This window comes from Rhodococcus sp. NPDC003318 (assembly GCF_042879035.1).
Lineage (GTDB): Bacteria > Actinomycetota > Actinomycetes > Mycobacteriales > Mycobacteriaceae > Rhodococcus_G.
Genome location: NZ_JBIAOU010000026.1, coordinates 16907 through 43397 on the forward strand (window position 1 = coordinate 16907; position 26491 = coordinate 43397).

The 26491-nt window shown below is 67.2% G+C and carries 22 protein-coding genes and 4 pseudogenes; 13 read left to right on the forward strand and 13 right to left on the reverse strand.

Translation table 11 applies throughout. The features are described from left to right. Positions 1 to 473 precede the first annotated feature (473 nt). The gene (locus tag ACFYVR_RS24645) at positions 474 to 1565 is read left to right on the forward strand and encodes an MrcB family domain-containing protein (RefSeq protein ID WP_387478271.1); all 1092 of its coding nucleotides are present in this window, start codon (positions 474 to 476) and stop codon (positions 1563 to 1565) included. A gap of 869 nt (positions 1566 to 2434) precedes the next feature. Here ACFYVR_RS24645 and ACFYVR_RS24650 read toward each other — a convergent pair. Next, positions 2435 to 2689 carry a type II toxin-antitoxin system RelE/ParE family toxin gene (locus ACFYVR_RS24650; RefSeq protein ID WP_387478376.1) on the reverse strand — a complete coding sequence of 85 codons (255 nt, stop codon included), beginning with the start codon at positions 2687 to 2689 and terminating at the stop codon, positions 2435 to 2437. Between the two features lie 29 nt (positions 2690 to 2718). After that, positions 2719 to 3003 (reverse strand): type II toxin-antitoxin system Phd/YefM family antitoxin, encoded by a 285-nt coding sequence (locus ACFYVR_RS24655; RefSeq protein WP_387478274.1) that lies wholly within the window; start codon positions 3001 to 3003, stop codon positions 2719 to 2721. Between the two features lie 991 nt (positions 3004 to 3994). On the opposite strand from ACFYVR_RS24655, the gene ACFYVR_RS24660 reads away from it, so the two are divergent. Then, positions 3995 to 4345 (forward strand): hypothetical protein, encoded by a 351-nt coding sequence (locus ACFYVR_RS24660; RefSeq protein WP_387478277.1) that lies wholly within the window; start codon positions 3995 to 3997, stop codon positions 4343 to 4345. A gap of 336 nt (positions 4346 to 4681) precedes the next feature. Here ACFYVR_RS24660 and ACFYVR_RS24665 read toward each other — a convergent pair. From ACFYVR_RS24665 to ACFYVR_RS24685, 5 genes and pseudogenes are all read right to left on the reverse strand, one after another. Further along, positions 4682 to 4939: pseudogene (locus ACFYVR_RS24665) on the reverse strand (transposase); the annotation flags it as partial. A gap of 136 nt (positions 4940 to 5075) precedes the next feature. Continuing rightward, positions 5076 to 5711 (reverse strand): RES family NAD+ phosphorylase, encoded by a 636-nt coding sequence (locus ACFYVR_RS24670; RefSeq protein WP_387478280.1) that lies wholly within the window; start codon positions 5709 to 5711, stop codon positions 5076 to 5078. A gap of 9 nt (positions 5712 to 5720) precedes the next feature. Continuing rightward, positions 5721 to 6341, reverse strand: a complete 621-nt coding sequence (locus ACFYVR_RS24675) for a hypothetical protein (RefSeq protein WP_387478283.1) — start codon at positions 6339 to 6341, stop codon at positions 5721 to 5723. A 421-nt stretch (positions 6342 to 6762) separates the two neighbouring features. Then, positions 6763 to 6939, reverse strand: coding sequence for a hypothetical protein (locus tag ACFYVR_RS24680; protein WP_387478286.1), 177 nt, complete (start codon positions 6937 to 6939; stop codon positions 6763 to 6765). A 165-nt stretch (positions 6940 to 7104) separates the two neighbouring features. Beyond that, positions 7105 to 8010, reverse strand: a complete 906-nt coding sequence (locus ACFYVR_RS24685) for a tyrosine-protein phosphatase (protein ID WP_387478289.1) — start codon at positions 8008 to 8010, stop codon at positions 7105 to 7107. An 86-nt stretch (positions 8011 to 8096) separates the two neighbouring features. On the opposite strand from ACFYVR_RS24685, the gene ACFYVR_RS24690 reads away from it, so the two are divergent. Further along, positions 8097 to 8219: a hypothetical protein gene (locus ACFYVR_RS24690; RefSeq protein ID WP_387478291.1), complete on the forward strand. Its 123-nt coding sequence runs from the start codon at positions 8097 to 8099 to the stop codon at positions 8217 to 8219. 1105 nt (positions 8220 to 9324) lie between these two features. On the opposite strand, the gene ACFYVR_RS24695 is transcribed toward ACFYVR_RS24690, so the two are convergent. Further along, positions 9325 to 9678 (reverse strand): hypothetical protein, encoded by a 354-nt coding sequence (locus ACFYVR_RS24695; RefSeq protein ID WP_387478293.1) that lies wholly within the window; start codon positions 9676 to 9678, stop codon positions 9325 to 9327. A 146-nt stretch (positions 9679 to 9824) separates the two neighbouring features. After that, complete coding sequence (locus ACFYVR_RS24700) at positions 9825 to 10301, reverse strand: hypothetical protein (protein ID WP_387478295.1); 477 nt, start codon at positions 10299 to 10301, stop codon at positions 9825 to 9827. A gap of 1039 nt (positions 10302 to 11340) precedes the next feature. Between ACFYVR_RS24700 and ACFYVR_RS24705 the strand changes: the two genes are divergently transcribed. Then, on the forward strand, positions 11341 to 12021 hold the full coding sequence (locus ACFYVR_RS24705) for a response regulator transcription factor (RefSeq protein WP_387478297.1): 681 nt from the start codon (positions 11341 to 11343) through the stop codon (positions 12019 to 12021). Positions 12022 to 12729: 708 nt separating this feature from the next. Here the strand turns inward: ACFYVR_RS24705 and ACFYVR_RS24710 are convergent. Further along, positions 12730 to 13350, reverse strand: coding sequence for a dihydrofolate reductase family protein (locus ACFYVR_RS24710; protein WP_387478299.1), 621 nt, complete (start codon positions 13348 to 13350; stop codon positions 12730 to 12732). Positions 13351 to 13714: 364 nt separating this feature from the next. Between ACFYVR_RS24710 and ACFYVR_RS24715 the strand changes: the two genes are divergently transcribed. Beyond that, positions 13715 to 15907 carry an SGNH hydrolase domain-containing protein gene (locus tag ACFYVR_RS24715; RefSeq protein ID WP_387478378.1) on the forward strand — a complete coding sequence of 731 codons (2193 nt, stop codon included), beginning with the start codon at positions 13715 to 13717 and terminating at the stop codon, positions 15905 to 15907. A gap of 123 nt (positions 15908 to 16030) precedes the next feature. Here the strand turns inward: ACFYVR_RS24715 and ACFYVR_RS24720 are convergent. Beyond that, positions 16031 to 16587, reverse strand: a pseudogene (locus tag ACFYVR_RS24720) (Fic/DOC family protein); the annotation flags it as partial. A 137-nt stretch (positions 16588 to 16724) separates the two neighbouring features. Between ACFYVR_RS24720 and ACFYVR_RS24725 the strand changes: the two are divergent. Next, on the forward strand, positions 16725 to 17663 hold the full coding sequence (locus tag ACFYVR_RS24725; protein WP_387478301.1) for a glycoside hydrolase family 16 protein: 939 nt from the start codon (positions 16725 to 16727) through the stop codon (positions 17661 to 17663). On the opposite strand, the pseudogene ACFYVR_RS24730 reads toward ACFYVR_RS24725, so the two are convergent. Then, positions 17618 to 18517 (reverse strand): annotated as a pseudogene (locus tag ACFYVR_RS24730) (hypothetical protein); the annotation flags it as partial. The gene ACFYVR_RS24725 and the pseudogene ACFYVR_RS24730 sit on opposite strands and share 46 nt — an antisense overlap. Before the next feature lie 447 nt (positions 18518 to 18964). Between ACFYVR_RS24730 and phnD the strand changes: the two are divergent. The 7 genes and pseudogenes from phnD to ACFYVR_RS24765 all read left to right on the forward strand — a co-directional run bounded on the left by phnD (position 18965) and on the right by ACFYVR_RS24765 (position 25114). Further along, positions 18965 to 19879 carry a phosphate/phosphite/phosphonate ABC transporter substrate-binding protein gene (phnD, locus tag ACFYVR_RS24735; RefSeq protein ID WP_387478303.1) on the forward strand — a complete coding sequence of 305 codons (915 nt, stop codon included), beginning with the start codon at positions 18965 to 18967 and terminating at the stop codon, positions 19877 to 19879. Between the two features lie 62 nt (positions 19880 to 19941). Next, positions 19942 to 20697, forward strand: a complete 756-nt coding sequence (locus tag ACFYVR_RS24740) for a phosphonate ABC transporter ATP-binding protein (RefSeq protein ID WP_387478305.1) — start codon at positions 19942 to 19944, stop codon at positions 20695 to 20697. Continuing rightward, positions 20678 to 21535 (forward strand): phosphonate ABC transporter, permease protein PhnE, encoded by an 858-nt coding sequence (gene phnE, locus ACFYVR_RS24745; protein ID WP_387478308.1) that lies wholly within the window; start codon positions 20678 to 20680, stop codon positions 21533 to 21535. The genes ACFYVR_RS24740 and phnE overlap by 20 nt, the downstream gene beginning before the upstream one ends. Positions 21536 to 21537: 2 nt before the next feature. Continuing rightward, positions 21538 to 22299 (forward strand): tyrosine-protein phosphatase, encoded by a 762-nt coding sequence (locus ACFYVR_RS24750; protein WP_387478311.1) that lies wholly within the window; start codon positions 21538 to 21540, stop codon positions 22297 to 22299. Next, on the forward strand, positions 22296 to 22919 hold the full coding sequence (locus ACFYVR_RS24755; RefSeq protein WP_387478314.1) for a TetR/AcrR family transcriptional regulator: 624 nt from the start codon (positions 22296 to 22298) through the stop codon (positions 22917 to 22919). The genes ACFYVR_RS24750 and ACFYVR_RS24755 overlap by 4 nt, the downstream gene beginning before the upstream one ends. 381 nt (positions 22920 to 23300) lie before the next feature. Next, a pseudogene (locus ACFYVR_RS24760) lies at positions 23301 to 24074 on the forward strand (iron-siderophore ABC transporter substrate-binding protein); the annotation flags it as partial. Between the two features lie 587 nt (positions 24075 to 24661). Next, positions 24662 to 25114, forward strand: a complete 453-nt coding sequence (locus ACFYVR_RS24765) for a SixA phosphatase family protein (protein WP_387478317.1) — start codon at positions 24662 to 24664, stop codon at positions 25112 to 25114. Between the two features lie 161 nt (positions 25115 to 25275). On the opposite strand, the gene ACFYVR_RS24770 is transcribed toward ACFYVR_RS24765, so the two are convergent. Continuing rightward, positions 25276 to 25857 (reverse strand): HD domain-containing protein, encoded by a 582-nt coding sequence (locus tag ACFYVR_RS24770; protein ID WP_387478320.1) that lies wholly within the window; start codon positions 25855 to 25857, stop codon positions 25276 to 25278. Between the last annotated feature and the right edge of the window lie 634 nt (positions 25858 to 26491).

A 26491-nucleotide genomic window follows, 5' to 3' on the forward strand; every position in this document is an offset into this window, starting at 1 on the left:
CTCGTAGTGGTCCGGACACGGCAACAGCCCGGGGACGCGGATTGTCTTCGAAATCTGGGTGATTCACCAAGGGGGTGGTCGTTCGGTGGTTGCGCGGTTGGTGTGCATGCACGCCAACGACCTGATCCAGTTGGTTCGACTGCCAGTGCGAGTGGTTGGCATCGTCTCGTGCTCAGCTTGGCGACTACTTCCCGAACTGTTCGTCGTCCTTGCCGCGCCGACACCGTGGCGGGACGTCGATCGTGGCGATGGAATGTCCGAAACGCGCGGCGACGTCCGTGGTTCTCGCCTGCCCGCAAGGGACGCCGTCTGCCAATGGCCCCAGCTCGGCCCGTTCGACTCGTAACAAGTGCCCCAACAGTGGCGAGTTCTGTCGGCCAGGCTCGGCCACGCTCAGCGCCTCGCCAGGTGTTTGAGTGCATGAGACGCATTACCAACGCACGGTGTCAGTTCAGCCCACTACAGTGCTCGCCGTGCGAGAAGCGATCGAAGAAGTACTCGAGCTACAGGCGCTATATGACCATCGCAAGACGGATGCGATGGATCGACGTCGCGAGCTGCTCTCCAAGGTGATCGCTGAAGAGGTGCGCGAAGCACTGGACTCCAGTACGGAGATGTCGTCGCTGGGGTGGTCGGTCGAGGGATCCAACGGAAAGGGCTTCAACGCAGCCGTCCCGTGGGTGCGCATCTTCGATCGCGAGAAGAGCCCGAGCGCGACGACCGGCGCCTACGTCGTCTACCTATTCGGCGGCAAGGGCGCATCCGCGTACCTCACCCTGATGAGCGGGACGTCTGAATGGAGCGAATCCCGAAAGAAGTTCGTCGCACGACCCCCGGAAGAGATCGCAGCGAAGGTGAAGTGGGCGCGCGAGACGCTGGCGAGCGAAGCAACGAGTGATCTTCTGACGTCGATCACACTCGATTCAAAGAAGCTCCAGCCGGTTGGGTACGAACGCGGCGCCGTGTACGCGATCGAGTACGAACACGGGCTCGTTCCCGGCGACGGTGTCTTGAGACAGGACATCGCGCGAATGTCGCAGCTTCTGCGACGGCTGTACGCAGCCGACGGGACGCCGGGGGCCCTGGTAGAGGCACCAGAGGTGTCTGACGCAATGGTGGCGGCTGCTCAGTCAGCAGGCAACACCCGCAAGACCCAGGGACGTGGTCAAGGTTTCGCGTTGTCACAGGACGCCAAGGTCGCTATCGAGTTGCAGGCGGTCGCCATTGCGACAGAGCACTTCGAGAACCTCGGCTACGTGGTGTCAGATGTAGGTGCTACCGAATCATTTGATCTCCTAGCGGCGCAGGATGACACAACTGTTTCTGTCGAGGTGAAAGGAACGACATCACTCGGTCAGGAAGTCATTTTGACTCGAAACGAGGTTCTGCACCATCAACAGGTCTATCCGGATAACGCGCTCGCAATCGTGCACTCGATCGTTCTGGATCGCACTGTCGAGCCTCCGGTCGCATCCGGTGGAGTACTTGTCGTCAGGCACCCGTGGGCTATCGACGAGGTCGATCTGACGCCGGTTTCGTATCGGTACTCGACCGGGCTCGAATAGTCGTCCTCTGCCGGGAGTCGCGTCCAAGCCGCAGTAGGTCCTCGTTTGCAGGGCCGGCCCTTGTCGTCATCCTCATCCTGCGGCAGCGGTCCACGATTCGCGCCACGCTGCCCCACCAAGTACGACGCGCTGGAGGCCTGCAAGGAACGAACCCCATGGCGTCAGCTCATGGCCTCCCGACGCGGGCGGAGACTGCAGTTCAGCGGCAGTCGACGTGGATCGAGAGTTGGATGCGGCCACTGTGAGTGCGCGTCCAGTTGTCCGGCGCATCGGCGGTGGCGGCGATGTCGAGCTGGTCGGTCTCGGACCCCCCGAGACGGAGCGGGTCGCTCCGCTCCCCGCCAGGGAGCCGCTGCGCGGCTCGACGGCACTCCAGTCAGGCTGCCGTCGAGCGGGTCGACGCGCTCCCCTCGAACCCGAAAAGACCGTCTTGCCAATCCATTTCATCGTCATCACCGCAGCCCCCCAGACCCGAACGGGAGCCCGGGACGCGCTGCGCGCGTCAAAGGCCGGCCCGACGGGTCGCTCTCAACCCGTCCCGACATCATGTACTCATGATATACCCACCACTCCGACAAGGCAAAAACAAGACGCGAACCTCTGGGAGTCGAAATACTCACGGCAACAATACAATACAGTGAAAATGGAAAGATTTCGTTGGCGAGAATGACGAGTATCTCACCACCACAATAGTATTCAATAATCTATTGCGGCACAACACAATTCAAAACAGCTCCGGCGGCACCCCGCGGCCCTCCCCACACCCACCACACCCCCAAACCCGCCGGCACCACCCCGGGGATGCGGTGCTGAATCCTTCAACACCGCTCGACTGGCATATCGCGGCCGGCAACAGTCGCCGCCCAACGTCAGGACGAGGACCGATAGGCGTCCACGCGGTGGGAAATCGCGGTGACCTCGACCGTGCGGTTCGCGTCGTTGATCAGATACAGCACTCTGTACGTACCCCGGCGGGCGCTGAAGGCCGGGGCAAGCGGTGGATCCAGAGGCTTCCCGACCCGCCGCGGATTCTCCAGCAGTGGACCGGTGACGAACTCGTATACCGCGGTCGTGACCTTCTCCGGCAACGACGTCGCCAACGCCCGCGCAGCCGACCGCGCCATCACCAACCGATACCGGTCACCCGGCTCGCTCACTCCCCGGACGACCGAGCATCGCGCATCAGCTGGGCCAGCGCCTGCCCATCGACAACGTCCCCACTCGCGACCTCGGCCTTGCCGGCGAGATGCGCCGCCAGCAGATCCGTATCCGACAACACCGCGATCGTCTCCCGCAACGCGTCGTAGTCGTCGACGCCCAGCAGAACCGCGGCACGGTGCCCGTTGCGAGTAATCACGAACCGCTCGTGCGTGTGTTCAGCCTCGTCGACCAGCCGTGACAGCTGTGCCCGGGCCTCAGCAACCGGAAGAGTCGTCATGTACATAATTCTAGCCAAAATACTGACCGGGCGCGTCTTTGCCTGGACACACCACGACTCCCCGCCCCGGTCGCCCCACCCCCCGAACACGACCACAACGCACAAGACCTGGAGCACCGCACCGCACCCAGACGACCTGAACTGCACCGATACGCTCTCAGACGTCACTGCGACCGGAAGGGCCAAGCTGAACTGGTGCAACTCAGGATCCGTACCGTCCACAGAGAACTTGTGAAGGGCGCGACTGGCCGCGGTCGGGCCGTCAGCACCGCGGAGGAGTTGTACGGCGCCGCCAAGATGGCCGTGTACCTTCTTCGGAACGCCAGCCTGCAGGCCCCCCCGCCCCTTCAGGGATGACAAGTTCCGAGCTGACGGCACGTGGCCTTGCCGGTGAACAGGGCCGCCCCCAGTAGCGGGTCGTGACGGTGCTCCACTCGGCGGGGCTATAGGCGGCAATCCCGCTCCGCTCCGGGCACGTGGAGCGGCACGTCCAGTCCCCGTTCCACACGGGCGAGCTTCTTCGCGACCGTGTGGGGCAGTCCGCTCACGGTCGCGACTCCACTGTCCGGGCAACGCGACCGTGGGGCCGATCCGGCGAGGGCCTCAGCTCGGCGACACGGGCCTCGGAAACCGCGCCGCGGCCCTCGGCATCGGTGAGGACCGCGGCGCGGTGTCGGTCAACCAGGCGTCAATGCCCTCCCCCTGTCCATGGCTGACAGATTCTCATCAGCACGGTTGTCATCGGGTAGCGGCTCATCGGCGCACTCGATGTCTCCCGGCTGCGGGACCCGGGTGACGAGACGAGTCATCTTCGCTGGTCAGTGACCTCGTTCGCCTCCTCCCGGCCGGGTAGGAGGGCGGTTCGGTGCAGGCGTCGACCGGGCCCGCCAGCAGGGGCACCACCAGGCCGCCACGCAGCCCCCACACATGGCACCCGTCCCCGCAGTGGCTACCCTCACCCCGCACGGCGACGACAAGCATAGGAGGACCTGTGAGACGCCTGACCGGTCGATGGCGGATCGTGGAGATGGACATGTGGGACCGCGACGCCATCGACCTCGTCGAACCCGGATTCATCGAGTTCACCGGCGACGGGACCGGTCAGTTCGGCTTCGTCGCCGTCCGTGGCTCGATGGACTGTCAGACCACCGAACGCAACGGCCACGCCGCCGTGGAGTTCAGCTGGGACGGCGACGACGACGACAGCCAGGTCAGCGGGCGCGGCTGGGCCGTGTTGCTCGATGACGCAACGCTCGAGGGGCACCTGTTCATCCACCTGGGAGACGACTCGGGCTTCCGGGCGGACCCCGCCCACCGCGCCGATCGACGCGGTCGGCGCTGACCGAATACCAGTACTACGAGTTCCTCGCCGTCGACCGGCCGTTGGACGATCGCCAGTTGGCCGAAGTTCGTTCACTGTCCACCCGCGCGAGGGTCACGGCCACCAGCTTCGCCGGCAGCGATGCCCTGGTCGCGAAGCTCGTCGGCGATGAACCGGTACCCGAACGCCCGGTCGTCGGCATGAATCGCACAAGCTGCGTTAATCAGATGTGCGTCATCCCAATCTCGTTGAGAAACAGGGGCTTTGCGCCACTCGTCGAACGCTTGAGTGGAGAATCCGAGCACCCGGCAGGTCACTGCGGATGGGGACACCGTCGCCAGCAAGAACCAGCGGGAACTTCGACAACGACGTGATGCCCAACGTCTCGACGAGCTTCTCCATCCGCCGGGTGGAAACACCGAGCAGGTACGCCCCCAAGCACTTCGTGCAGAGAGGGACCCCCGGTGGCGACCACGGTGGTCAGGGCACGTTCGGCGCATTTGCGGCGTTCGAGGAGCCAAGACCGGGAAATCCCGACCTCAGCTTGGGAAGCGCGACGTCGAGGGTGCCGACTCGGGTGTCGAAATCGCGGCACCGGTAGCCATCACGCTCGTTTCATGATCGCGACCCTGCCCGGTGTCGATACTGACGATGGTCAAACCGGAAGCTCGTGACGCTGGAGGCGGCCCCCGAAGTTCGTACCGATCCTCCCGTATCTGGTTGCAGTACTGATTGATTCGCGACAGCGTCGTCAAGCGACGATGTAGCCGAGCTGGTGTGCAGCGGTGTCGACTGCGCCACCGAGTGCCGGGTGGGTGAGCGGCAACGACAGCGTCGGGCGCGGAGGGAACGCGTCGGCAGCGCGCTCGAACGTGGCGATCGAGGTGCCTCCCGCGAACCGACCTCGGTAGAGGATGCCGTCGATGTCGGGGTGGGCGCGGTGGATGGTGCGGGCCCAGTGCTGTGAGCGACGGTGGGGCGCGGAGTCGAGGGCGTGGTTGCCGCCGACGCGGGTCACCCACGTGCCGCCGCCGCATCCGGCGACATCGAGAAGCCGCAGCGGTCGCGTGAATCGGATGCCGGTGAGGAAGGGGTCGCCGTAGTGGCGGTCGATGACCCGGGTGGTCTGGAACGCTTCTGCCAGTGCGCCGCGGGGCCGGGATGCGCCGTACCAGATGCCGTACCCAGGGTGTTCACCGCGGGGAAGTGGGTGGTGGTCGAATCGCAGGATCGGCCCGAATGCGCGTAGCCCGTTCCACGGCAGGGTGTGTCCGCCGGTGGTGCGGTGCACCCGCCACACGATGTCGGTTGCGGGCCAGTCGATGACCTCGTCGGGGGGTAGGCCGGCCGCGCGGAGCTCGGCGATGGACGGTGGGGGTGGGAGCATCGCCGCCATCTATGCCGATTCCCACTCGGCCGCGGCGATCACCTCGAGAGCCTGCTCGATGTCAGCGGCAGTGCCTGCGCTGCCGGTCAGCCATGCCACGATCGACACCGGGCGGTCTTCGACGAGCAGCGACGGCTGCGGGCGGGTGAACAGGGCCTGCACGGTCAGTGGGCGCAGGGCCGTCGGCACCTGGGGCAGGACCTTCTCGAGATGGGGGACACCGCCGGTGTCGGTGAACTGAGCCGGCGGTAGTAGCCGGTTGCGGCCGGAGTCGAACGCCCACAGGGTGCCTTCGCTGATGCGCTGCCGAACCCTGGCGGGTGTGACGCCGAGGCGCGTGGCAGCCTCAGCGATGGAGAGGGACGTCGCGACCAGGTTCGCCATGCGCAGGTCGCGGTCCACGCGCGCGGACGCCGCCGCGGCCGAGTCCGCGGCGAACCCCGCGTCAGCGAGCACCTGCGCGTCGTGCTCGGACAGGGCGGGGCCGGCTGCATTCTGGTAGTGGAGGCCGCGCAGGATCTGCACGAGACCGTCGCGGCCGATGTCGACGCCGGTCACCTCGCGCAGCGCGTCTTCGAAGTCGAGATCGCCGCGCAGGTAGCGGTCTTCCGTGGTCGCTGCATCACTCAACCCAACCACCATCCTTTCGCTGATTTCCATCCGCAAATCAATGCTAGCCAGCCTGGGTGGGGGTGACCACCCCGAACAGCAGGCAGGTCAAGCAAGTGCACCGCCCGGCCACCGGCCACCGGCCCCGACCGTCGTACATCGCACGCCTGCGGCACCCACCCAGCCACACCGGAAACGTGACTCCCGTCAGCCACCGACAGAACCGAGGAGCCGAGGAGCCGAGGAGCCGAGGAGCCGAGGAGCCGAGGAGCCGAAATGAACGTCACCGCCGACGACAACGTCATCTCCACAGCCCTGCGCGCAGCACTGCCGACGACCGGGACTGCCCCCACTTCAGTTGACTCGAGGGGGTGGAGAGATTCAAGCCGCGTGTAGCGATGCAGGCACCCTTCGGAGATTCCGAAGTCCTTCGCGATCCCCTTCAGCCGCGGAGTTCCGCGAGCGTGTCGAGTCGGCCGGCGACCGCGGGCGGCAGCGGAGGCTGCGCGTGGGCGAGGCCGCTGCCGCCGGCCAGTGTGGCGGCGGTGAGCAGCAGGGCCGCGGGCAGTCGCCCGGACCGCCGGCCGAACAGGGTGCGGGACAGTGTGGTGCGGGACATCGTGAACCTTCCGTCGGGGGGTGTTCCGGTCGGGGAAGGTAGCCAGCCGAACGTGGATGCGGTGCGGATCCGGCCCCGCCCTCCCGGTGAGCGGACACCCGAAGCGGATCCTCCCGATGAGCGGTCCGCACCGCGGCCCGGGTGTGCCGGGCCGCGGTGTGATGGTCAGCCGACGAGCTCGGCCTTCAGCGCGGCGATGGTGTCGCCGCTCAGGCCCAGGCCGGCGGTGAGGTAGTTCTCGACGGTGCCGTAGTCGGCCGTGAGTTGGTCGATGCCCGCCTGCAGGTACGACGCCTCGACGCCGAGTATCGGTGCGTAGACGGCGGCGGCTTCCTCGCCGCGGCGCTGGACGATCGCCGCGAAGGTGCTCGCGATCGAGTCGCGGGAGTACTCGTTGGTGAGGAGGTAGTCGTCCATGATGGTCTGCGGGTCCACACCGGCGATCGACAGCAACAGATAGGACGTCCATCCGGTGCGGTCCTTGCCTGCGGTGCAGTGGAAGAGCTGTGCGCCGTCCGTCTCGGCGAACGAGGTCAGCAGCCGGCCGAACGCCGCGCGTTCGACGTCGCCGGTGACGAAGAGGCGGTTCACCTGGCGCATGGCCTCGCGGGCCTGGTCCGGCGTCGTGATGTTGGCGAAGCCGGAGAGGTCGCCGGACAGGATCGGGACGTGGACGTAGGCGGCACCCTGGGGGAGGACGTCCGGCTTCTGCGCGATCTCCTCGTCGCTGCGCAGGTCGTACACGGTGGAGATGCCCAGGGTGCCCAGTGTCGCGAGGTCGGCATCGTTCGGGACGAGGGCTTTGGATCGGAAGAACACCCCCTTGTTCACGTGTCCGTCGGGGGTGGTGTACCCGGTGCCGGTTCCGGCCACGTCGCGGAAGTTGTCGACGCTCGCGAGGCGTGGCGCGTCCGCGGCGGGGACGCTGATACCGGCGGCGGAGGACGCGGCGTCGAGGATGCTGACGAGTGCCGGCGGCAGCGGAGGCTCCGCGTAGGCGAGCCCACTGCCTCCGACCAGTGTGGCGCCGGTGAGAAACAGTGCAGCGGGAATGCGGTGGATACGCGGCATGAACAGCCTTTCACAATCGCGTTGTTTGCAGGGTGCAAGCAACTCTGGGCGGAGAAGGTTGCCGAAATCTATCTAGCATGCGAAATATGCGGCAAGACGATGTGCCGAGTTCAGAACGCGGCGGGGACGAGACGTTGCACCTCGTCGGCCGGGGGACGGTCGAGGCCGACCTGCGGGTGCTCTGGTTCACCCTCGAAACGCTCACCTAGACAGTGAACAAGGCGAAGGCCGACGGATCGGTCGCCCGGACCGTGGCGAAGGTCTGCTCCTGCGATCTCGCATGCACACCTCCATGGTTATTCGCCGCCATTCCACGTGAGGGCGAGAGACAACTCGACAGAAGTCGAGAAAATCCAGCCGGGAGTTTGCCGCGGACTGCGACGTGCGGTGGATAATGAACTGAACTGAACTGAACTGAACTGAACGTACAGATCATCTATTTTGCAGATGTTGATGTCAACCCCCAAGGGGCAACGTCCGTCTCCCAGTGACGCCCAGCAGCGCGACCCCCGATCCATCCGGTATCGCAGCAGTAGTTGGCGCGACACTGCACCAGCACGGGTGCCGGAGCCGGAATCGGCGCAAGGGGAACGGAGTCGGTGGCACCGAAGCATGGTGCGCCCCACAGACCGGCACTCTGCGCGGCCGAATCTCGGGCAGACCGCAAACGATCGTTCTCGGCCGACGAGTCGGTCGTCGAAGCCGCGCGGTCCGGCGCCGCGAAGTCCTACGTCTTCGACAACCATCCCGTTGCCAAGTACGGCGAGATCGCCGTAGCAGAGGAGCAGGCCGCACCGCAGGTCCTGTGTCTCACGAGGTTTCGCGCCACACCCGATGAGACCGGCTTTGAGACAGCCCGACCCGCGGCCTATCCGCCGGCCGCGAGCGCTCGATTCGCGGCCCGGAATACGAACGATTCTGCGACAGGGAACCCGAACGGCGGCAGGCCGCAGAAGAGGCGGGCCTGCCCCCCGTTCTCGATCTCACAGATCGCCGATCGCGACTCCGACCCAAGTGACGTCGCTGGCCACCGCGGCCGGCACGGATCTTGGAAAGGAGATCGTCGAGGCGGCGCTTCCGCTGCCGGCACCACTCACTGCGTCGGCTTCGGCGCCCATCAACGCATGGACGTAACCAACGGGGCTCGTAGATCACACATTCTCGGATGCACAATCACGGAGGTGCCGCGGTCGGCGGACCCGCCGCCCAGCCGTCGAGGAGGCTAAGGCGGGCGACGTCATCGGACCAATCGTCGCTCGGTATGATGCGCCCGCCATCGCGACGTGTGATCGCAACTCGTCGGGTTGGGGCAGCTCATCCGGCGGAGACGACACCCAACTGCCTCAGGAATCCGAGGGTGTCCCACACCGGCGTCCGTCCAGGATCGCTTCGAGGGACCCGTTCCGGGGAGGACCAGCCGGGTCCCGTGTCGTCTACGCCCTGTCCGACAGCTTCCCAGCATCGACGCGGTGACCAGTGCATCAGCGCGCTCCGACGGAATCTGTCAGGAGCCCATGCCGACCCGATCTGGCCGAAGTGCGGAATGAACAGCAGGGTCGCGGAGAGGTGGTGACGACGAGAACGGATCGGGATGGGGAGCATCACGTGGAGGTGGCGCAGCATCTGGGCGAGGAGGTAGACGGTGACGGCGGTGTCCAGGGTGTCCACCGCCAGCACCAGCCCCGCCGCTACGGTGGCGTCGATCGGGGACAGGTATCAACGCCACCGGAGATGTGCGCAGAGCCCCGTCAACGTGCCGGGTGCGGCCGGCGGACCCAGCCCGCCGACCGCACCCGGATCGCGAAACCTGCAGACTAGCTGCCGAACTGGCTGAAGAGATCCTCGACGCCGCCGGTCTCGGGAGCAACAGCACCCTCGGTGACCGCCACCTTCAGGGGAGCGCCGACGGTCTGGTAGGCGGTGTCGCCGATCTCCTTGCACTTGGTGACCACCCAGTACTCGCCGGTGGCCAGGTCCGTCGAGGTGCCCGAACCGGTGACACCGGCGAGAATCTGGTTCTGCACCATGTCCGTGCCCGTGATGAGGTACTCCTGGACCTTGTTGGCCCGGTCGAAGGCGGTGGCGTCGCCGCGGTACACGTAGCCCTCGCAGTAGTTGAACGGCAGCGTGGTCTTCAGACCCGTGACCGTGGTGGTGATCTGCGAGCCGGACACGGTCGCGGTCCAGGTGCCGGTGACCTGAGCCGCCGAAAGCGCAGGGCTGGAAACGAGAGCGAGTGCGGAGAGTCCGGCAACGACACCGGCACCGGCCAGCTTGCGTGAAACACCCATGTTGGGTCCTTTCGGATTTGGGCACCGCGCTGCCTCGGCGGCGCGGTGTGTGATCGACATCATGCGCGGCGCGGTTGGTCCCACGCGCCCTGCGCAATTGGCGAGCCAAGCTTGTTGACTGAGGCAAACCTTACTGAGGTAATGCTTAAGGGACGCTGAGTGTGCGGATGACCCGCGCTCGAGGACGCCGTCGTTGGCGCAAGTTCCGCGGGTGGCTCGGTGTTCGTTCGGGCCGACCATCCTCGGACCGACGTTCGAGCTGCCCGACTCGGTGCTCGGCATCAGTCCGTTGCACCACATCCGTCGTGTCCGCCGGGCTATGTGCCCGGGGTGGTCTGGCCCGCCAGTTGCAGAGTTCGAGGGTGGTCAGCACCGTGGTGTTCTTCGCACTGTTCTAATCGCGCTCGTCTTCCAGCTGCGTGCCGGCCGCGTCCATCCGGCGCTGTACCGTACCCCGATGAACTCACGGTCGTCCGCCGTCCGGTGCCGAAGTCGGCTGACCTTCACCACCGCAGGTCTCGGAAACACTGTAGATGGCTGTTGACCGGACGCCCAGGCGACCTTCTCCTTCTCTGCATCAAACAGTTCCCAGCGTTTCAGAAGTCACTACGCTCCGCCTATCCGTGCCCGAGTCACGGCCGGGACCGCGGCATTCAACGACACCCTGAAGGTGATGAACCAACAGTGTTGTCCCACAACCTCGTGGCGCCGCTCGATCAGCCACGAAGCCGTAATCAGCGCCTTTGTGGGTTGGCGCTGGTCGTGACCCTCGATGAGGGAAGCCGCCTCGGAGTTGTGGCGCTACTCACGATGGGCCTTGTCGAGGGAGTTCCCAACCGGACACTCGGCGTGCATGCCGGCGTCCAGTGCGCGGTCTATTACGATGCCGCACTGTCGGTCCCGGTGAGCCTTGGATGAATGTCACGGGGCCACGATCACCGTCGGTCGGTACCTGTCCGCAGGTACATCTCGGTGATGTTGACGAGGTCCTTCACGCGACGGAACACCACTTTCGGAGTCGAGCAGGGATAGTGGTTGCGTGCGAGTACTGGTGGTGGACGACGACCGGAACGTTGCGGAGACGGTGCGTCGGATGCTGGTCGCCGAGGGCTGGGTCGTCGATGTCGTGCACGACGGTCACAGTGGTCTTGAGAAGGCGAGTACGGAGCACTTCGACGTCGTGGTCCTCGACATCATGATGCCCGGGCTCAACGGGTATGAGGTGGTGCGGCAGTTGCGCGCCCGGGGAGTGTGGACGCCGGTGCTGATGCTGACCGCGAAGGACGGGGAGTACGACCAGGCCGACGCCTTCGACTTCGGGGCCGACGACTACCTGACGAAGCCGTTCTCGTTCGTGGTGCTGATCGCCCGGCTGCGGGCGCTGGTGCGTCGCGGCGCGCCGGCTCGCGCCGTCGTGCTGACCGCCGGGTCGCTGACCGTCGATCCCACCGCCCACACCGCCACCCGAGGGGGAGCCGAACTGACCTTGACCCCAAGGGAATTCGCGATGCTCGAATTCCTGATGCGGCGCAAGGGCGAGGTGGTCACGAAGGCGGAGATCCTGCGTTCGGTGTGGGACGTCAACTACCGCGGCGACGAGAACGTCGTGGAGGTGTACGTCAGCTACCTGCGCAGGCGGATCGACACGCCGTTCGGGTGCAAGGCGATCGAAACGATCCGAGGTGTGGGGTATCGGCTGGCCGCCGACGGGGGTGGTTAGGCGTCCCATAACTGCCCGGGAGGTTGAATCCGACGGTGGCACCGGTTTCTCGGCGCAGGTTGTCCGGGCGCCGATGATGATGACGTGGCTCGCCTCGCCGGCAACACCGCCGACATCCTGGGAATACGCGCCTCCAAGGTTGCCGCGAACCCTCCTCGCTCGGCAAGCTGCACCGCGTCGTACAGCGACACTGTGTCCTCAAAAATGTTGTGGCACAATATGAACTATATAGCCGATATTTGGGACTACCGTTGGCTACTGGCCCGGGCGTGCGTCTGGATGCTGGGCGCGGCTGGAGGTGTTCGTCAGATTTCTTGCCCAGGAGAGGAGTTCGGGTCGGCGAGGGAATTCGACTGCCGGTTGTCGAGCAGGCTTCGTGGACTCGTCTGAGGAGGTCCGCGGCGATCGCGGTGCCTTCGCCGGGGCGCCCGAAGTAGTCGGTCATGTCCGCGGTCGAGGCCTCGATGGTGCGGCCGAACAGCATCGCTTTCTGCTGCGCCCGAACGCGTAGCAGTGTTCGGCGAACGGGGAGGCCTCGGACGAACCCCGCGGTACCGCGCTCGGAGGCAGCACGACCAGCCCGGAGCTCCCTCGACCGGCACCGCCGTTGGCACGCTCGCCGCCTACGCTGCCGTGTGCATCGCCGTCATCGCCACGGTGATGGCCAACCGCGACGTGACGGCCCGACATGGCCATCCCCGACGCGAGTTACATCTGACCGTGGCGAACCGGACCGGCTGGTTCATAGGTGCCGAGGACTATGCCGAGATCGGTAACGGTGAGGTCGACAGGGCGCATCGTCGCCGGGAGGACGCCGTCGTTGAACAGGCGGCGACCGGAGCCGAGCAGCAGCGGAAAGGTCATCAGGCGGAAGCGGTCGACGAGCTCGTGCTGCAACAGCGTCTGGAGCAGGTTGCTGCTTCCCCAGATCTGCAGCTCGTCGCCGGGTTCGTCCTTCAGTGCCTGCGCTGCCGCGACGACGTCGCCGGTCACGAGGCGAGCGGTGTCGGGGTGCTCGCCTCGCCAGGTGGCCTCGCTGAGCGAGTTGGACACTACGTACTTGGGCAGCGAGTTGATCGCCGTGGCAATGGGGTTGGCGGGGTCGGTCTGATCAGGCCAGTAGCCGCGGAAGATGTCGAACGTTCTTCGACCGAACAGGAATGCGCTGGCGTGGCTGTTGAGCTCGGCGACGAACTCGCCGACGGCCGGGTCGGGGAACGGGGCCTGCCAGCCGCCGTGGGTGAAGGTGTCGCTGGGATCTTCGTCAGGTCCGCCGGGGGCCTGCATCACGCCGTCCAGGGTCAGGAACGTCTGAACTGTGAGCTTCATGTTCTCATGGTGGATCTGTCGTACTCGCTGCGCGAGATGAACCGCCTGTAGGTATTGCCGTGGCGGGCCCGGAGTCAGCCGACAGGATCGCTGTCATCAACCACGGTGGCCGCAATCACCGGACAACCATGGCCCGTGCCAGCCTGAGCCCCACTCCCCCACTCCTCCACTCCCCGCCTTGTCGACCTTTCTTGCGCTTCCCGCCAGGAGACCGCCGCTCCGGCGTGGCTCGGGACCGCATCGGGGCACCGGTGGAATGATCCACGCGATGCTTCGGCGGGGCCCCGCAGGAGACCTCGGCCCCTGTGCGTCCGCCCGGGCCATGGGAGGTGGCTGGACTTTCGGGGAAGGACGGCTGGTGGACGTGAGCACGGTTGCCACTGCAGAACACGAGCGCCGATCCGGCGGCGACAGCTCGGCCGATGCCGCTGCCACGCGGACCGGGAGCACTTTTCGCCCGGACATCGAGGGCCTGCGGGCCGGCGCGGTGGTCGCCGTGGTTCTCTTCCACGCGGGCGTGCCCGGCCTGGACGGCGGATTCGTCGGCGTCGACATCTTCTTCGTCGTCTCGGGTTTCCTGATCACGGGGATGCTGTGGCGGGACGTGTCCACCACCGGCACCGTCGGCCTCGCCCGGTTCTACGGCGCGCGGGCCCGTCGGCTGCTGCCCGCCGCGGGTCTCGTACTGGTCGTCACCGCGTTCGCCTCGGCACTACTGCTGCCTCCGCTGCAGGCACGGGACGTCCTCGGCGACGAGATCGCCAGCGCGCTCTATGTCGGGAACTATCGGTTCGCCCTGCACGGCACCGACTACCTGGCGGCGGACGCGCCGCCGTCGCCGTTCCAGCACTACTGGTCCCTCGGCGTGGAAGAGCAGTTCTACCTGCTGTGGCCGGGGCTGATCGTCGGGGCCGCCGTGCTGGTTCGACACAGTGCGCGTCGCCGCGGCACGGCCGCGACGGCGTCCGCGATGCCGTACGTGCTCGTGCTCGCCCTGGTCGCGGCAACGTCGTTCGCCGTCTCGTTGGCCTGGACCGACACGCTGCCGCCGTGGGCGTTCTTCTCGCTGCCGTCGCGTGCCTGGGAGCTGGCCGCCGGCGGGCTCGTCGCGCTTTCGGTACACGGCTGGCGTCGGCTGCCCTCGTCGGTCGCCGCCGTCGCGGGGTGGGCGGGACTGGCCCTGCTGGTCCTGGCCTGTACTCGGCTGGGCGAGACGACGCCCTACCCCGGCACCGCCGCACTGCTTCCGGTCCTGGGCACCGTCCTGGTGATCGGATCCGGCTGCGCCGCGTCGCGGCTGGGGGTCGGTCGCGCTCTGTCGCTGCCGCCGGTCCGGGCGGTCGGCCGCGTGTCGTACTCCTGGTATCTCTGGCACTGGCCGGTGCTGCTGCTGGTGCCGGCGCTGCTCGGCCATTCCCTCGACCTGTCCGGACGGCTCGGGGCGATGGCGCTGTCCGGCGGGTTGGCGGTGCTCACGTTGCACCTCGTCGAGAATCCTGTCCGGTTCGCCGCGCCGCTGCGGGATTCGGCGTCGCGGAGTCTCGCGCTCGGTGCAGCCGTCACGGCCGTGGCCGTGTGCACCGGACTGGTGCTGCTGGTCGCACGTCCCGTCCCGGTCGGCCACGGCGCGGCGGCCGCGGACCTCACGGTCACCGCCGCGTCGCCGGTGGCGACACCAGCGGTCGACCCCCACGACGCCGAGGTGCAACAGCTGACCGCGCAGGTCCAGGCCGCGGTCACGCAGTCGGCCGCGACACCGGAGGTCCCGTCGAACCTGTCGCCGTCGCTGGCCGATGCGCCGGCCGACAAGCCCGGGGTGTTCGTCAACGGCTGCGTGCGGTCCTGGCTCGAGGTCGGACAGAGCGAGTGCGCCTCGGGCGACCCTGCCTCGACCACGACAGTCGCCCTGGTCGGCGACTCACACGCCGCGATGTGGGATCCCGCTCTCGAATCGGCGGCCGAGCAACGACACTGGCGCCTCGAGACCATGGGCAAGGTCACCTGCCCACTCCTCGACCTGCCGATCACCAGCCCCTACCTCGGCCGGGAATACACCGAGTGCGAACAGTGGCGTGACCAGATCATCGAGCGACTGCAGGCCGAGCGTCCGCAGTTGATCGTGCTGAGCATGTCCCGGCGCTACGGCGGCGACTTCGGGTTCACCATGTACGGCCCCGCCTGGCTCGACAGCCTCACGCGCGTCGTGGCCCAGCTGCGGGCCACCGGGGCGGCCGTGCTCGTCCTCGGTCCGGTCCCGGACCCGCACTCGACCGTGCCGACCTGCCTGTCCGCCCACCTGGACGACACGACCGCGTGCTCGCCCCCGCGCCCCGTCTCGGTGAACGCCGCCGGCGTCGCGGCCGAGGCCGCGGCCACCACCGCCGCCGGCGGACAGTACGCCGACCTCACGGACCTGTTCTGCACCGCCGACCGCTGCCCCGTCATCGTCGGTAAGAACCTGGTTTTCCGTGACGACAACCACCTGACGCTCGAGCATGCACTGGCGCTCACGCCCGTCGTCACCGCGCTCGCGGAGCGTGCACTCGCCACACACTGAATTCGTCACATCCGGGTGATCATCGCGACCTGCGAGCAGACGGGTACTGGGCGAACAGTCCGCCCAGGAGTCCTGTTCAACCGTCCGGACTCTCGCCCTCTGATGGTGTGCGGGGGTCGAGAAGTGGCACGCGTGGTGCAGCTCGGTCTTGTCGATCAGGTTCCACGCCAGACCCCGCCCGGACTCGGACAGCAACTGGTCGAAGAACTCCCGCTGGGTGCGGCCGTTGCCCTCCCGGAACGGGTGCGCGAAGTTGACGTAGTCGTACATATAGGCCAACACGTCCGGCAGTCGGTCGTCGGCGACGCCACGCAGCCGGTCCGTGCGGGCGATCTCCTCGGCGATGTGTGCGACCGGGCGCGCGATCTCCCGCGGCGGAATGAACGATTCGCCGGCCTTCTCGATGCCGACGGTCCCAGATCCCCGGCCCACTCGAAAACGTCCTGGAACAGAAACCGGTGCAGGGCCTGCAGGTGCGTCAGGTCGTAGGTGCGAGGCACGGGAGTGGGATCGTCGCGCAGCTCGGCGACCCGGACCTCGACGAGGTCGTTCTCGGCGTCGGCGAGCTCGTCACCGGTGGTGGCCCCGACCCGGTTGCGCAGCACGTCGGTGCCGGGCAGGAAGTAGCCCGCCCAGTCCGCGTCGACGTCACCGGTGTCCCACGGGCGGGAGGTGCTCACCGGCAGCCACCGCGAAGACGAGCACCTCGGCCCACTGACCAGACTGGTGCACGAACACCCGGAAACGGACATACCTGGCCATCCAGGCGGCTCCTTTATTGTGAACAACGAATGTTCACTGACCCTGGAGTTGACGGATGTCCCTCATTTCGCGCCGTTTCAGCCGCCGCGCAGGTGCCGTGGTCGCCGCGCTGACCGCGCTCGGAGTTGTCGCGGCCCCGGCCGCCACGGCCCAGATCACCCTCCCCGACGGGCTCGAATGGGTCGGCAGCTCCGACGTGGGCAGCTCCGTGACAGGCAGCATGAATACCGCGGTGTCCGGAACCGAGTCCGCTCCACGAGCACCGCTCCCGGGTTGGAAGGAGATCTTCGTCGACGACTTCACCACCGACGCACCAGTGGGCAGCTTCGCCAATGACGAGTGCGACAACCCCCGCAAAGTCGTCTACACCGGAACCGAGAACACCCGGTGGACCGCGTACCCGGAGTGCTACACCGACACCTTCAACAGCTTCCCCTACCGAGCCGACGAAGTGCTCAGCGTCCACGACGGCGCCCTCGACTACAACCTCCACGAAGTGGACGGGAAGCGGGCCGGCGCCAACCTGTCACCGCTGGTCTCGGGCGACGACCAGGCTCAGCTGTACGGCCGCTACTCGGCTCGCATCAAGGTCAGCAACCCGTTCATCACGGGCTACCGGCTGGCGATGCTGCTCTGGCCCGACTCCGAGGTCTGGCCGACCGAGGGCGAACTCAACTTCCCCGAGGGCGAACTGACCGGGCCGATCCGCGGCTACCACCACTTCGCCGAGCCCGACGCGACGGCGAACTCCCAGGCGATCTCGGAGTACGACTACTCGACGTTCACCGACTGGCGCGTCGTGACCACCGAGTGGACCCCGACCACGGTTCGCTACATCCTCGACGGGAAGGTGCTCCTCGAATCACAGCGCGGGGTGCCGAACACCCCGATGCGCTGGCAGCTTCAGCTGGAATCGAGCCTGTATCCCGATCTTGGCAGCGGAAACTTCTACGTCGACTGGGTCACCGTGCACTCGTGGGACGGCGCGCAGTAGCGCACGACCGACCCAGATGATGGGGCGGTGCTGTTCGAGTACCTCATCGTGAGCGCCGGGCCTCCCGCGCCGACATTCTCGCGGCGCGGGCGATGTTCGTGCCCTCGTCCCGGCTGAATCCGAAGGTGACCCGCCGAGCACATCCAGAGGTCGAGATCCGCTGCGGCACGGTGGCGACCGAGCTGCGTGTAGCAGGCCGCCAGGTCGAACGCGGACCTGCGACCACGCTCGACGATCTCGGTGTCCGGGAACGCTCCCGCGATGTCCAGGATCAGGCAATGGGCCTGAGCCGCCTCGGCTGTGCGCCCGAGCGCGGTGCCTTGTTGCGCAGTGCTTTCGTGCTGCGGAGCCGACGTTCGGCGGAGTCGACAGACCTGGCGTGCAGAAACATCTATCCACCACATGAAGTGAAACTCGTTGGTGTACAAACCATTTGGCTTTCGCATCGACTGTCGCCAGCATTCGTCCGGCCCGCGGAAGTTCGCGTCCGGCCGGACCAGGACCAGGACCGCCGCGCGGAGAAGGCCGGGCCCGCGTGACGGGCGCGCAGCCGGGGCTTCGATGCTGCAACGCAGACGTGCGCTTGCCGACGACGAGTCCAGGTGATTGCCGGAATCGCGGGCACTGCGGGCGTCGCGATTGATCCGACGCCCTCCGACCGCGCCGTCATCACAGTCGGCGGTGATGCCGAGTGCCTGCGTCGCCGGGCACGGGCGCGCAGCTGCTCCCGCGCCACTGTCGAGCTGGAATTCGCCGAGGACGTCCTGGAAGTCGTCGAAGCGCTTCAGCGCCCGCGCCGTCTTCTTCAGAGCCAGTGGGCGAATCACTTCCGTCGCGTAGCGGATCCGCTTGGCTCCCTTGCGGGCGCCGGGGGATCAGTTCGTCGCGCTCGGTGCGGGACGAACTGCCAAACCGACCTTGTCGACCCGCTCGGACACTCTGGCGACCAGACGTTTCAGGGTTCGCCCCGGGTCCTGGGTGGTCACGTCAACTGGGCGTGTCCCGGTCCGGTGGCTGCGCGCCCGGAGCGGATCCGGCCCGCGTGACGAGACCGTCGACGAAACCGTCCAGTGCCTCGGTGCAGTGCGGTCAACTCCGGCGCCGCGTGCTCGACGAGGGCTCACTCCGTCCACTGACCCGCCACACCAGGGCTTCCGAGTCTCGGATCACATCTGCGCCGCCGAGTGTTCACCTGGTGTCCCGATTCCGGTACGGCGGTCTCGTAATTGTGCGTCACCTCCAGCGGTTCGAATACCGGTGTTCTCGAAACCACCCCGACGTGACCGCGTGAAAGGGACACCATGCGTCGCCACACCACACCCCTCCTCGGACTCCTGGGCGCCGGCGCCCTCGTCGTCGCGCTGACCGCCTGCTCGTCGGACAGCGCGGACGCCGAGGGTTCCGCGGGAGCCGACGGCACCATCACCCTCGCCACCACTCCGCTCGTCGACGATCCGACGAAGGCGAACCCCATCGAGGCCCTCGCCGATCTGCTCGAGAAGGAGACGGGGCGCCCGGTCGACATCGTCGACGTGCCCGACTACCTGAGCGTCGTCGAGGCGATCCGCTCCGACCACGTCGACTTCGGCATCTTGAGCGGATTCCCGTCGGCGCTCGCAGTGAACACCGGTGAGGTCGACGCGCTCCTCGCCTGGAAGGGCAGCGACGACCCGGTCTCGACCTGCGTCGTGCGCGCCGACTCGCCGGTGCAGACCCCGGCCGACCTGAAGGGCAAGACCGTCGCCTTCGCGGACCAGGCGTCGAGCTCCGGCTACTTCATGCCCGTCTACATGCTCCACGAGGCCGGCCTCGAGCAGGGCACCGACTACAAGGCGATCTTCGCCGGTGGTCACGAGGGCAGCTTCGCCGCACTCGAGCAGGGCCAGGTCGACGCCGCGTGCACGGCGGTCGTGCTCACGAGGATGGGCGCGCCGATGTTCCCCTTCGCCGACGGCGAGTGGCGCGGGGTCGGCGAGAGCCCCTCGATGCCGATCACGGGCGCCGTCCTCGCGCCGACCTCGCTCGACGGCGAGACCCGCGCCCTGCTCCAGGAGGCCCTGCCGAAGGTGTTCGCGAAGGAGAACGCCGGTGCGCTCGGCGCCCTGGCCAGCTTCACCGGCCTCGAGACGGTCACCGATCCGGGCCCGGCCGCGTTCCAGTCGTTCATCGACATCGCCGCGGTCGCCGGCGTCGACCTGTCCGACCTCGCCGGATGAGCGCCCCCACGCTCCCCGCCGCCGCACCGACTTCGATCGTGTCACACCAGGATTCCGCGCTCGTGACCGTGCGCGGCCTCCGGGTCGCGTACGACGACCAGACCGTGCTCGACGGCGTCGACCTCGACCTGCACGCCGGCGAGACCGTGGCCCTGCTCGGCGCGTCCGGATCCGGAAAGTCGACGCTGATGAAGAGCCTCACCGGTTTCGCCCCGATCACGGGCGGCAGCGTGCAGGTCGTCGGGCACGATGTGACCGCGCTGCGCAACCGGGAGCAGCGGCAGCTGCGCGCCGAGGTCGGCCAGGTGTTCCAGCAGTTCAACCTGATTCCGCGGCTGAGCGTGCTCACCAACGTCCTTGCGGGTGGACTGCACACCGCAGGCACGATCAACCTGATCGGCGGATTCTCCAGCGAGCAACGGAAACTCGCGATGCACTACCTCGACCGGGTCGGCATCGCCCATAAGGCGAAGGACCAGGCCCGATCGCTGAGCGGCGGCCAGCAGCAACGCGTCGCGATCGCCCGCGCACTCATGCAGCAACCGCGCATCGTGCTCGCGGACGAGCCCGTCGCCTCGCTCGATCCCAAGCTTGCCGACTCGGTGCTCGAACTGCTGCGCGGCATCGCCACCGAGTACAAGATCCCGGTCCTGGTCAGCCTGCACGTGCTCCCGCTCGCGCTGCGGCACAGCGACCGCATCGTGGGCCTCCTGCAGGGCCGGATGCTGATCTCCGCCCCCACGTCCGAACTCGACACCGAGCGACTTCTCCCGCTCTACGAACACGAGGAGCACAGCGATGACGACGATCTCGCGTAAACCGTCCGGGACGGGGACGAGATCGGCTGCCACCAGGCCGTCGCTCAACGCGGCCGAACGCAAGCGCCTCGAGAGCGCGTTCTCGATCCCTCGCGGGAGATTCCTCGCGGGCGTCCCGATCGCCCTGATCGTACTGTTGTGGTCCTTCAACGGCGCCGAGTTCGACTTCGCGAAGCTGTCCGAGGGCGCGGTCAACATGGGCGAGTTCCTCTCTCGCCTGTTCCCGCCCGACTTCTCGAAGTTCGGCACCATCGTCGAACTGCTCATCGAGACGCTGCAGATGGCCATCGTCGGAACGGTTCTCGGCGGAATTCTCTCGCTGCTGGTCGCATTCGCTGCGTCGTCGAACATCGCGCCGAAATGGCTGTACTACGCGGCACGCTGGACGATGAACATCATCCGTTCGGTCCCCGACCTGGTCTTCGCGCTGATGTTCGTTTCGGCCGTGGGCCTCGGCCCGTTCGCCGGCATCCTCGCGATGACACTCGGATCGATCGGATCGATCGGCAAGATCTACGCCGAGGCGATGGAGGCCGTCGACCGCGGACCGGTCGTCGCCATGGAAGCGGTCGGCGCGTCGCAGCGCCAGGTCATCACCTACGGCATTCTGCCGCAGGCCGCCCCCAATCTCGTGTCCTACACACTGCTGCTGTTCGAAGGCAACGTGCGCGGGGCGACGATCCTCGGACTCGTCGGCGCGGGCGGTATCGGACTCGAACTGACCACCGCGATGAAGATGTACGACTACGGACATCTCAGCGCCATCATCATCTGCATCATCGTGCTCGTCACCGTTATCGATCAGGGCAGCGCCCTGATCCGAAGGAGGATCACCTAGCCATGACCACCACGTTCGAGATCACCCTCAGCTCTCCGGTGAACCTCCGTCACCTCGGCGGAATCGCCATCGCCGGTGGTGTGCTGCGTCCCGGCCTCGCCATCCGGGCCGACGACCTGTCCACCTGCACGGAGGAGGACGCCGCCGCACTCGTCGCGGACGGTCTCGTGAGCGTGATCGACCTCCGCTCGAACGCCGAGGTCGCGCACACCGGGCGTGGACCGCTCGCCGGGCATCCCGTCGCCTACCACCACCTGCCGCTGATCGCGGACGTGATGACCGCGACGCCCAAGGACCTCTCCGGCCTCAGCCACGAGGCCATGGGCGAGATGTACTTGGACATGATCGAGTCCTCGGCGTCCCAGCTTGTCACGGCACTCAATGTCATTGCCCACGCTCCCGGCACGACGGCGTTTCACTGTGCCGCGGGTCGTGACCGCACCGGTGTACTTGCGGCGATGCTCCTACTCGCTCTTGGCGCAGCCGATACGGACATCATTACCGACTACGCGCGAACCGGTGACAATATGCTCGCGATCATGGAGCGCACCAAAGTAATGACGGGTGCGATGTGGAAGGCGATCGGATTCGACTTCGAGGTGCCGGAGGTTTCGGGGCTGTTGAACGGCCGCATGGACGTGGCGATGACGATCGTGTTGACAACCCTCCGGGAGCGACACGGCGACGCACTCGGCCCGTTGCGCGACGCCGGCCTCAGCAGCGACACCGTCAATCGGCTTCGGAACAGAGCCCTCGCCGCATGACTTCGAATGTGGCGCGGGCGGCCGGGGCCGCGGTTGGCCGTGGTCCCGGCCGCCCGCGCAATGACGACCTCGACGCCCGGATCATCGAGGCGACTCTTGCGATCATCGACGCCGACGAAGAGGTCACGGTGTCACGCATCGTGGCGCATTGTGGGGTGAGCCGCGCCGCGCTGTACCGACGGTGGCCGTCGCTGACTGCGCTGATCGCCGCGGCGCTGGACGTGGGGCGCACTGTGCCGCCGGAATTCCCGACCGATGGGGACCTGCGCGCGACGGTGTTCGATGCGATGCTCGGAGACCCCACCTCGGTCAGAGCCTCTGGCTATTCAGATTTGCGCTTCCGCCAACGGATACGACTGGTGATGGCCGACCGATCACTACAGAAGGCCTACTGGAGCTCCCACGTTGCCCGCCGACGAGTGCCGATCGAGAACCTTCTTCGGGCGGGGATCAAGCGCGGAATCTTACGCTCAGACCTCGACCTCGAGGCGTGTCTCGATGCGGTCGCGGGCGCCGGGTATTACCAGGTGGTGGTGCGTGGCGAGCACATCGACGACCCCGCTGTGCATGCGCGTCTGCGTGGCGCCCTGGAGGTTGTTTGGCGAGGAATGCTGGCGTGAATTCCTCGGATCGGCAGCCGACTTCGGGTACATCCCGTACCACGAAGGACGACGCGTCGGTGTCGAAGAGCTGACTGACTGAAGGAACTTGTCGGGATACTTGGTGGCCAGGCGCCGTGTCGCCAAGTCGATCAGGTGCTGGTCCTCCGTCGGCAACATGGTACCCGGCCACCGGGTGACGCAGAGGCGTCCGACCGCTGACATCTCTGCCCGCCAACTCGCGTGTAATCGCTGCTCTCGCCTACTCTTTCCGTGCATCGTTGTCGCCCCTCTGCGCCACGGCGAAGGCTCGCCGGTCCGACCGCCCCCTCTGGGCCGGCGAGCCGCACTCATCGGGCATGTGGCAGTCCGCGCAGGCAGCGCGGCCATGGTGTGGGCGATCTACCCGAGTCACCGCTCGTCGGATACGTCGACTACCGCGAACCCGGTCTCCCCGACTACCTCGGCGACACGCGCGAGCGGTACGCACCCGACGCCGTGTCCGTGGGCACCGTGAGCAACGCGAGCCTCGAGAAGATCGCCGCGCTGCAACCCGACCTCATCCTGTCGGCCGAGGTGCGGGACGCGAAGAACTACGAGCTGCTGTCCGCGATCGCGCCGACCGTCTTCACCCAGACGACCGGACCCACGTGGAAGGACAACATCCGGCTCGTCGGCAAGGCACTCGGCAAGGAGGACCTGGCCGAGCAGAAGATCACCGCCTACCAGGAGCGAGCCGCCACCGTCGGCGCCGAAATCAACAGCAAGGCGAACAACCCCGTGATCTCCGTGGTCCGGTTCGCCGGGGAACCCACCGCCCGCCTGTACCGCACCACCTCGTTCAGCGGCATCGTCCTCGACGACGCGACGCTCGCCCGTCCACAGAGCCAGGGCCCCGACCCGACGGACCCGAGCAACATCATGCAGAAGATCAGCCCCGAGCTGATCAGCGAGGCGGAGGGCGACGTCATCTTCGTCAGCACCTGGCAAGACCCGGCCGGCAAGAGCGCCGAAGCGGCGAAGCCGTTCCTGGAGAGCCCCCTGTGGCAGACACTGGAAGGACGCAAGGTCGACGTCGACGACGCCCGCTGGATGTCGCCGGTGAGCATCCAGGGCGCGCACCTGATTCTCGACGACCTGGCCGACGCGTTCGGGGTCGACAAGCACAACGACTGACCCGAACGCGGCCGCGCATGCAGCCGGCCGCGGACCGGTCGATCGGCGACGGTTCGTCGAGCTGATCGAGACCACCCACAGCAGCGGACCGGGACCAGCCGTCACAGAGTCGGGGCGATCCACGTTGTCCTGCAGACCCCTCCCCGCGGATCGGGCCCCACAGGACCAGGGGACGCCGGACGGACAGGTGACCGCACGGCCGCGAACGTTGCGCTCACGTAGGACGGTGTCGACGTCACCGTGAGTGCCGCGATCGCTGTCGACACCAGCGAGGACGCCGAGGCCCTCCGAACAGCATCGAACCCCATCAGCCCCGAGCTGATCACCGACGCCGACGCCGACCGACCTCATCGTCGTCAGCACCTACCAGCAGCTGGACGGCAGCACCACGGTCGCCGCCAACGCGCAGCCGTTCCTGCCCAACCCGTGACGGCCGCCGGACAGGGGGAATAGTGTGGTAACAATGTTGCAGCACTGACTGTTTCATGGATTGTCGCTGTTCGGCCGGTGTGTCGTGCCGACGACCGTCGGCACTGATCTTTGCGGCGGTGGACAACGTCGTGCCGACGTCCCCGGGAAGGCAACCCATGTTCGTTCTGGTGCGTCACGCAGACGCCGTGGCCAAGAAAGCATGGCGGGGCCCGGACGTGGACCGACCACTCAGTCCCCTCGGACACCAGCAGTCCGCGCACATCGTCGACGCCCTGGCCGATGTCGCACTGTCCGAGTTGATCTCGAGTCCCACCGTGCGCTGCCGGCAAACCCTGCAACCACTGGCGGCGGCACGCGGACTGCCGATCGTCGACGACCCACGCCTGGCCAGGGACGCCTCGGTCGGTGCACTGCTCTCCGCCCTCGGCCGCTGCGACGACGGTGTCCTCTGGTGCACGCACGGGGAGCTGTTCGACCAGCTGGCCGCGGCCGCGACCGAACACGATGCCGCACCCTTCCTACCGACCGCGCAGACCGCGAAGGGCGGTGTGTGGATCGTGCACCGCGACCGCGGCCCCCGCTATGTCGGGCCGATTCCTCCCGGCTGACCCGGACATTCCCGGTTCGAGCACAGCATTCGGCATCCGGTTGCCGTTGCCCAGAGCCCACCCGGTGCGGCCCGACGCGGCATGCCATGCACACCCGGCTGCACGGCAGGTCGGGCAGCCGGACGTCGGACGCCGCACCGAGCGGCTACGACCGCGCCCCGTCATGGTCGCGGTGCATTCTTCAGACGGTGTTCGACACGATCGAACGCCGCACGGAAGTACGGTTCACGCTCGCCGTGCGCGCGGGCAGTCGGCGAGGCGGGGTCGTGCCGGCTGAGCATGCCGCGCATACGGGCGTCGAGGTCGATTTCGGCACCGTCGGGTCCGGTGGTCTTGTCGGCGACGGTCAGGGCGTCGGACAACGCGTCCTCACGGTGGGTGAACTCGGCGAGAGCACCGGTCAGGTCGAGGATCACGGCGACGAAGCGGCTGCCCGAGTGATGCGCGACCAGGTCGCACACCAGGGCGGGCCAGTGGTGGCGGCGCAGGTAGCGGGCGCCGTCGAGGGGATGGAACCCGCTCTCGCGCACCCGGGTGGAATATCCGATGTCGTGCAGCCAGGCCGCCGCGACCAGGATCTCACCCTCGTCGGGCGCGACGGTCGGCGTCAGCGCCCGGGCACGGGCGGCGACACCGGCGCAATGGTGCAGCCGTCCCCGGTTCTCGTCGAGCAGGCGGTGGGTGAGCGACTCCGCCGCCGTGACGATCGAGCTCGACGCCGCCGGTGTCGACCCTGCAGTCATGGCGTGTCTCCTCGATCGCCCTCTCGCCCGCCCCCACGGGTCATCCTGCGCCCGCACCGGTTGCCGGGCAATCGAATTCTTGCACCCGTGGCGATCCCGACGCGAGGGTGGGTGTTCCGGCGCCCGGTCGGGGCGTGACGGATGCGGCGCCCTCCCGTCCCGTGCGGGGCGGTCTGTGTGTGGTGACAACGACCGGATATGGGCCCACGGAACAGCTGGTCGGACAAGCCCCAAAAGGTACGGTGTCGCGCTCGACGACGGACGTCTGGTCTTCACCGACACCGTCACCCCCCCCCCGCCGACTGACCGCGTTGTCGTCGGTCGCGGCCCGCGCTTCGCTTGGGCCACTCGAGGCGGGGTGCTCGTGGCGCGGAAATCAACCCTTCGTCTCAACCGGTCGACGCATCAGTGCCGGTGACACGATGGCTGGTCGCGGATCCGGTGCCGTGCAGTCGTGCCCGCACTGTCCGAGGCTGCAGGAGGCCAATCGTCAGGATGAACGGTGTCGGGATTCAGGCTGCTGATGTCCTGGCCCCAGTCGAAGCGCACCCCTTCCGGGCCTCCCTGTGAACGAGCCCGGTCACACGATCGCGATCCGCATCGGGACCAATCGGACGATTCGCCCGGAACAACC

Excerpts from the sequence above, each read along its gene's own strand:
- ACFYVR_RS24650 (WP_387478376.1), bottom strand. The coding sequence starts at position 2,689 with ATGGCGCGGTCGGCTGCGCGGGCGTTGGCGACGTCGTTGCCGGAGAAG.
- ACFYVR_RS24655 (WP_387478274.1), bottom strand. The coding sequence starts at position 3,003 with ATGACGACTCTTCCGGTTGCTGAGGCCCGGGCACAGCTGTCACGGCTG.
- ACFYVR_RS24670 (WP_387478280.1), bottom strand. The coding sequence starts at position 5,711 with ATGCTCCCACCCCCACCGTCCATCGCCGAGCTCCGCGCGGCCGGCCTA.
- ACFYVR_RS24680 (WP_387478286.1), bottom strand. The coding sequence starts at position 6,939 with ATGTCCCGCACCACACTGTCCCGCACCCTGTTCGGCCGGCGGTCCGGG.
- ACFYVR_RS24685 (WP_387478289.1), bottom strand. The coding sequence starts at position 8,010 with ATGCCGCGTATCCACCGCATTCCCGCTGCACTGTTTCTCACCGGCGCC.
- ACFYVR_RS24690 (WP_387478291.1), top strand. The coding sequence starts at position 8,097 with ATGCGGCAAGACGATGTGCCGAGTTCAGAACGCGGCGGGGACGAGACG.
- ACFYVR_RS24700 (WP_387478295.1), bottom strand. The coding sequence starts at position 10,301 with ATGGGTGTTTCACGCAAGCTGGCCGGTGCCGGTGTCGTTGCCGGACTC.
- ACFYVR_RS24710 (WP_387478299.1), bottom strand. The coding sequence starts at position 13,350 with ATGAAGCTCACAGTTCAGACGTTCCTGACCCTGGACGGCGTGATGCAG.
- ACFYVR_RS24725 (WP_387478301.1), top strand. The coding sequence starts at position 16,725 with ATGTCCCTCATTTCGCGCCGTTTCAGCCGCCGCGCAGGTGCCGTGGTC.
- phnD (WP_387478303.1), top strand. The coding sequence starts at position 18,965 with ATGCGTCGCCACACCACACCCCTCCTCGGACTCCTGGGCGCCGGCGCC.
- phnE (WP_387478308.1), top strand. The coding sequence starts at position 20,678 with ATGACGACGATCTCGCGTAAACCGTCCGGGACGGGGACGAGATCGGCT.
- ACFYVR_RS24750 (WP_387478311.1), top strand. The coding sequence starts at position 21,538 with ATGACCACCACGTTCGAGATCACCCTCAGCTCTCCGGTGAACCTCCGT.
- ACFYVR_RS24755 (WP_387478314.1), top strand. The coding sequence starts at position 22,296 with ATGACTTCGAATGTGGCGCGGGCGGCCGGGGCCGCGGTTGGCCGTGGT.
- ACFYVR_RS24765 (WP_387478317.1), top strand. The coding sequence starts at position 24,662 with ATGTTCGTTCTGGTGCGTCACGCAGACGCCGTGGCCAAGAAAGCATGG.
- ACFYVR_RS24770 (WP_387478320.1), bottom strand. The coding sequence starts at position 25,857 with ATGACTGCAGGGTCGACACCGGCGGCGTCGAGCTCGATCGTCACGGCG.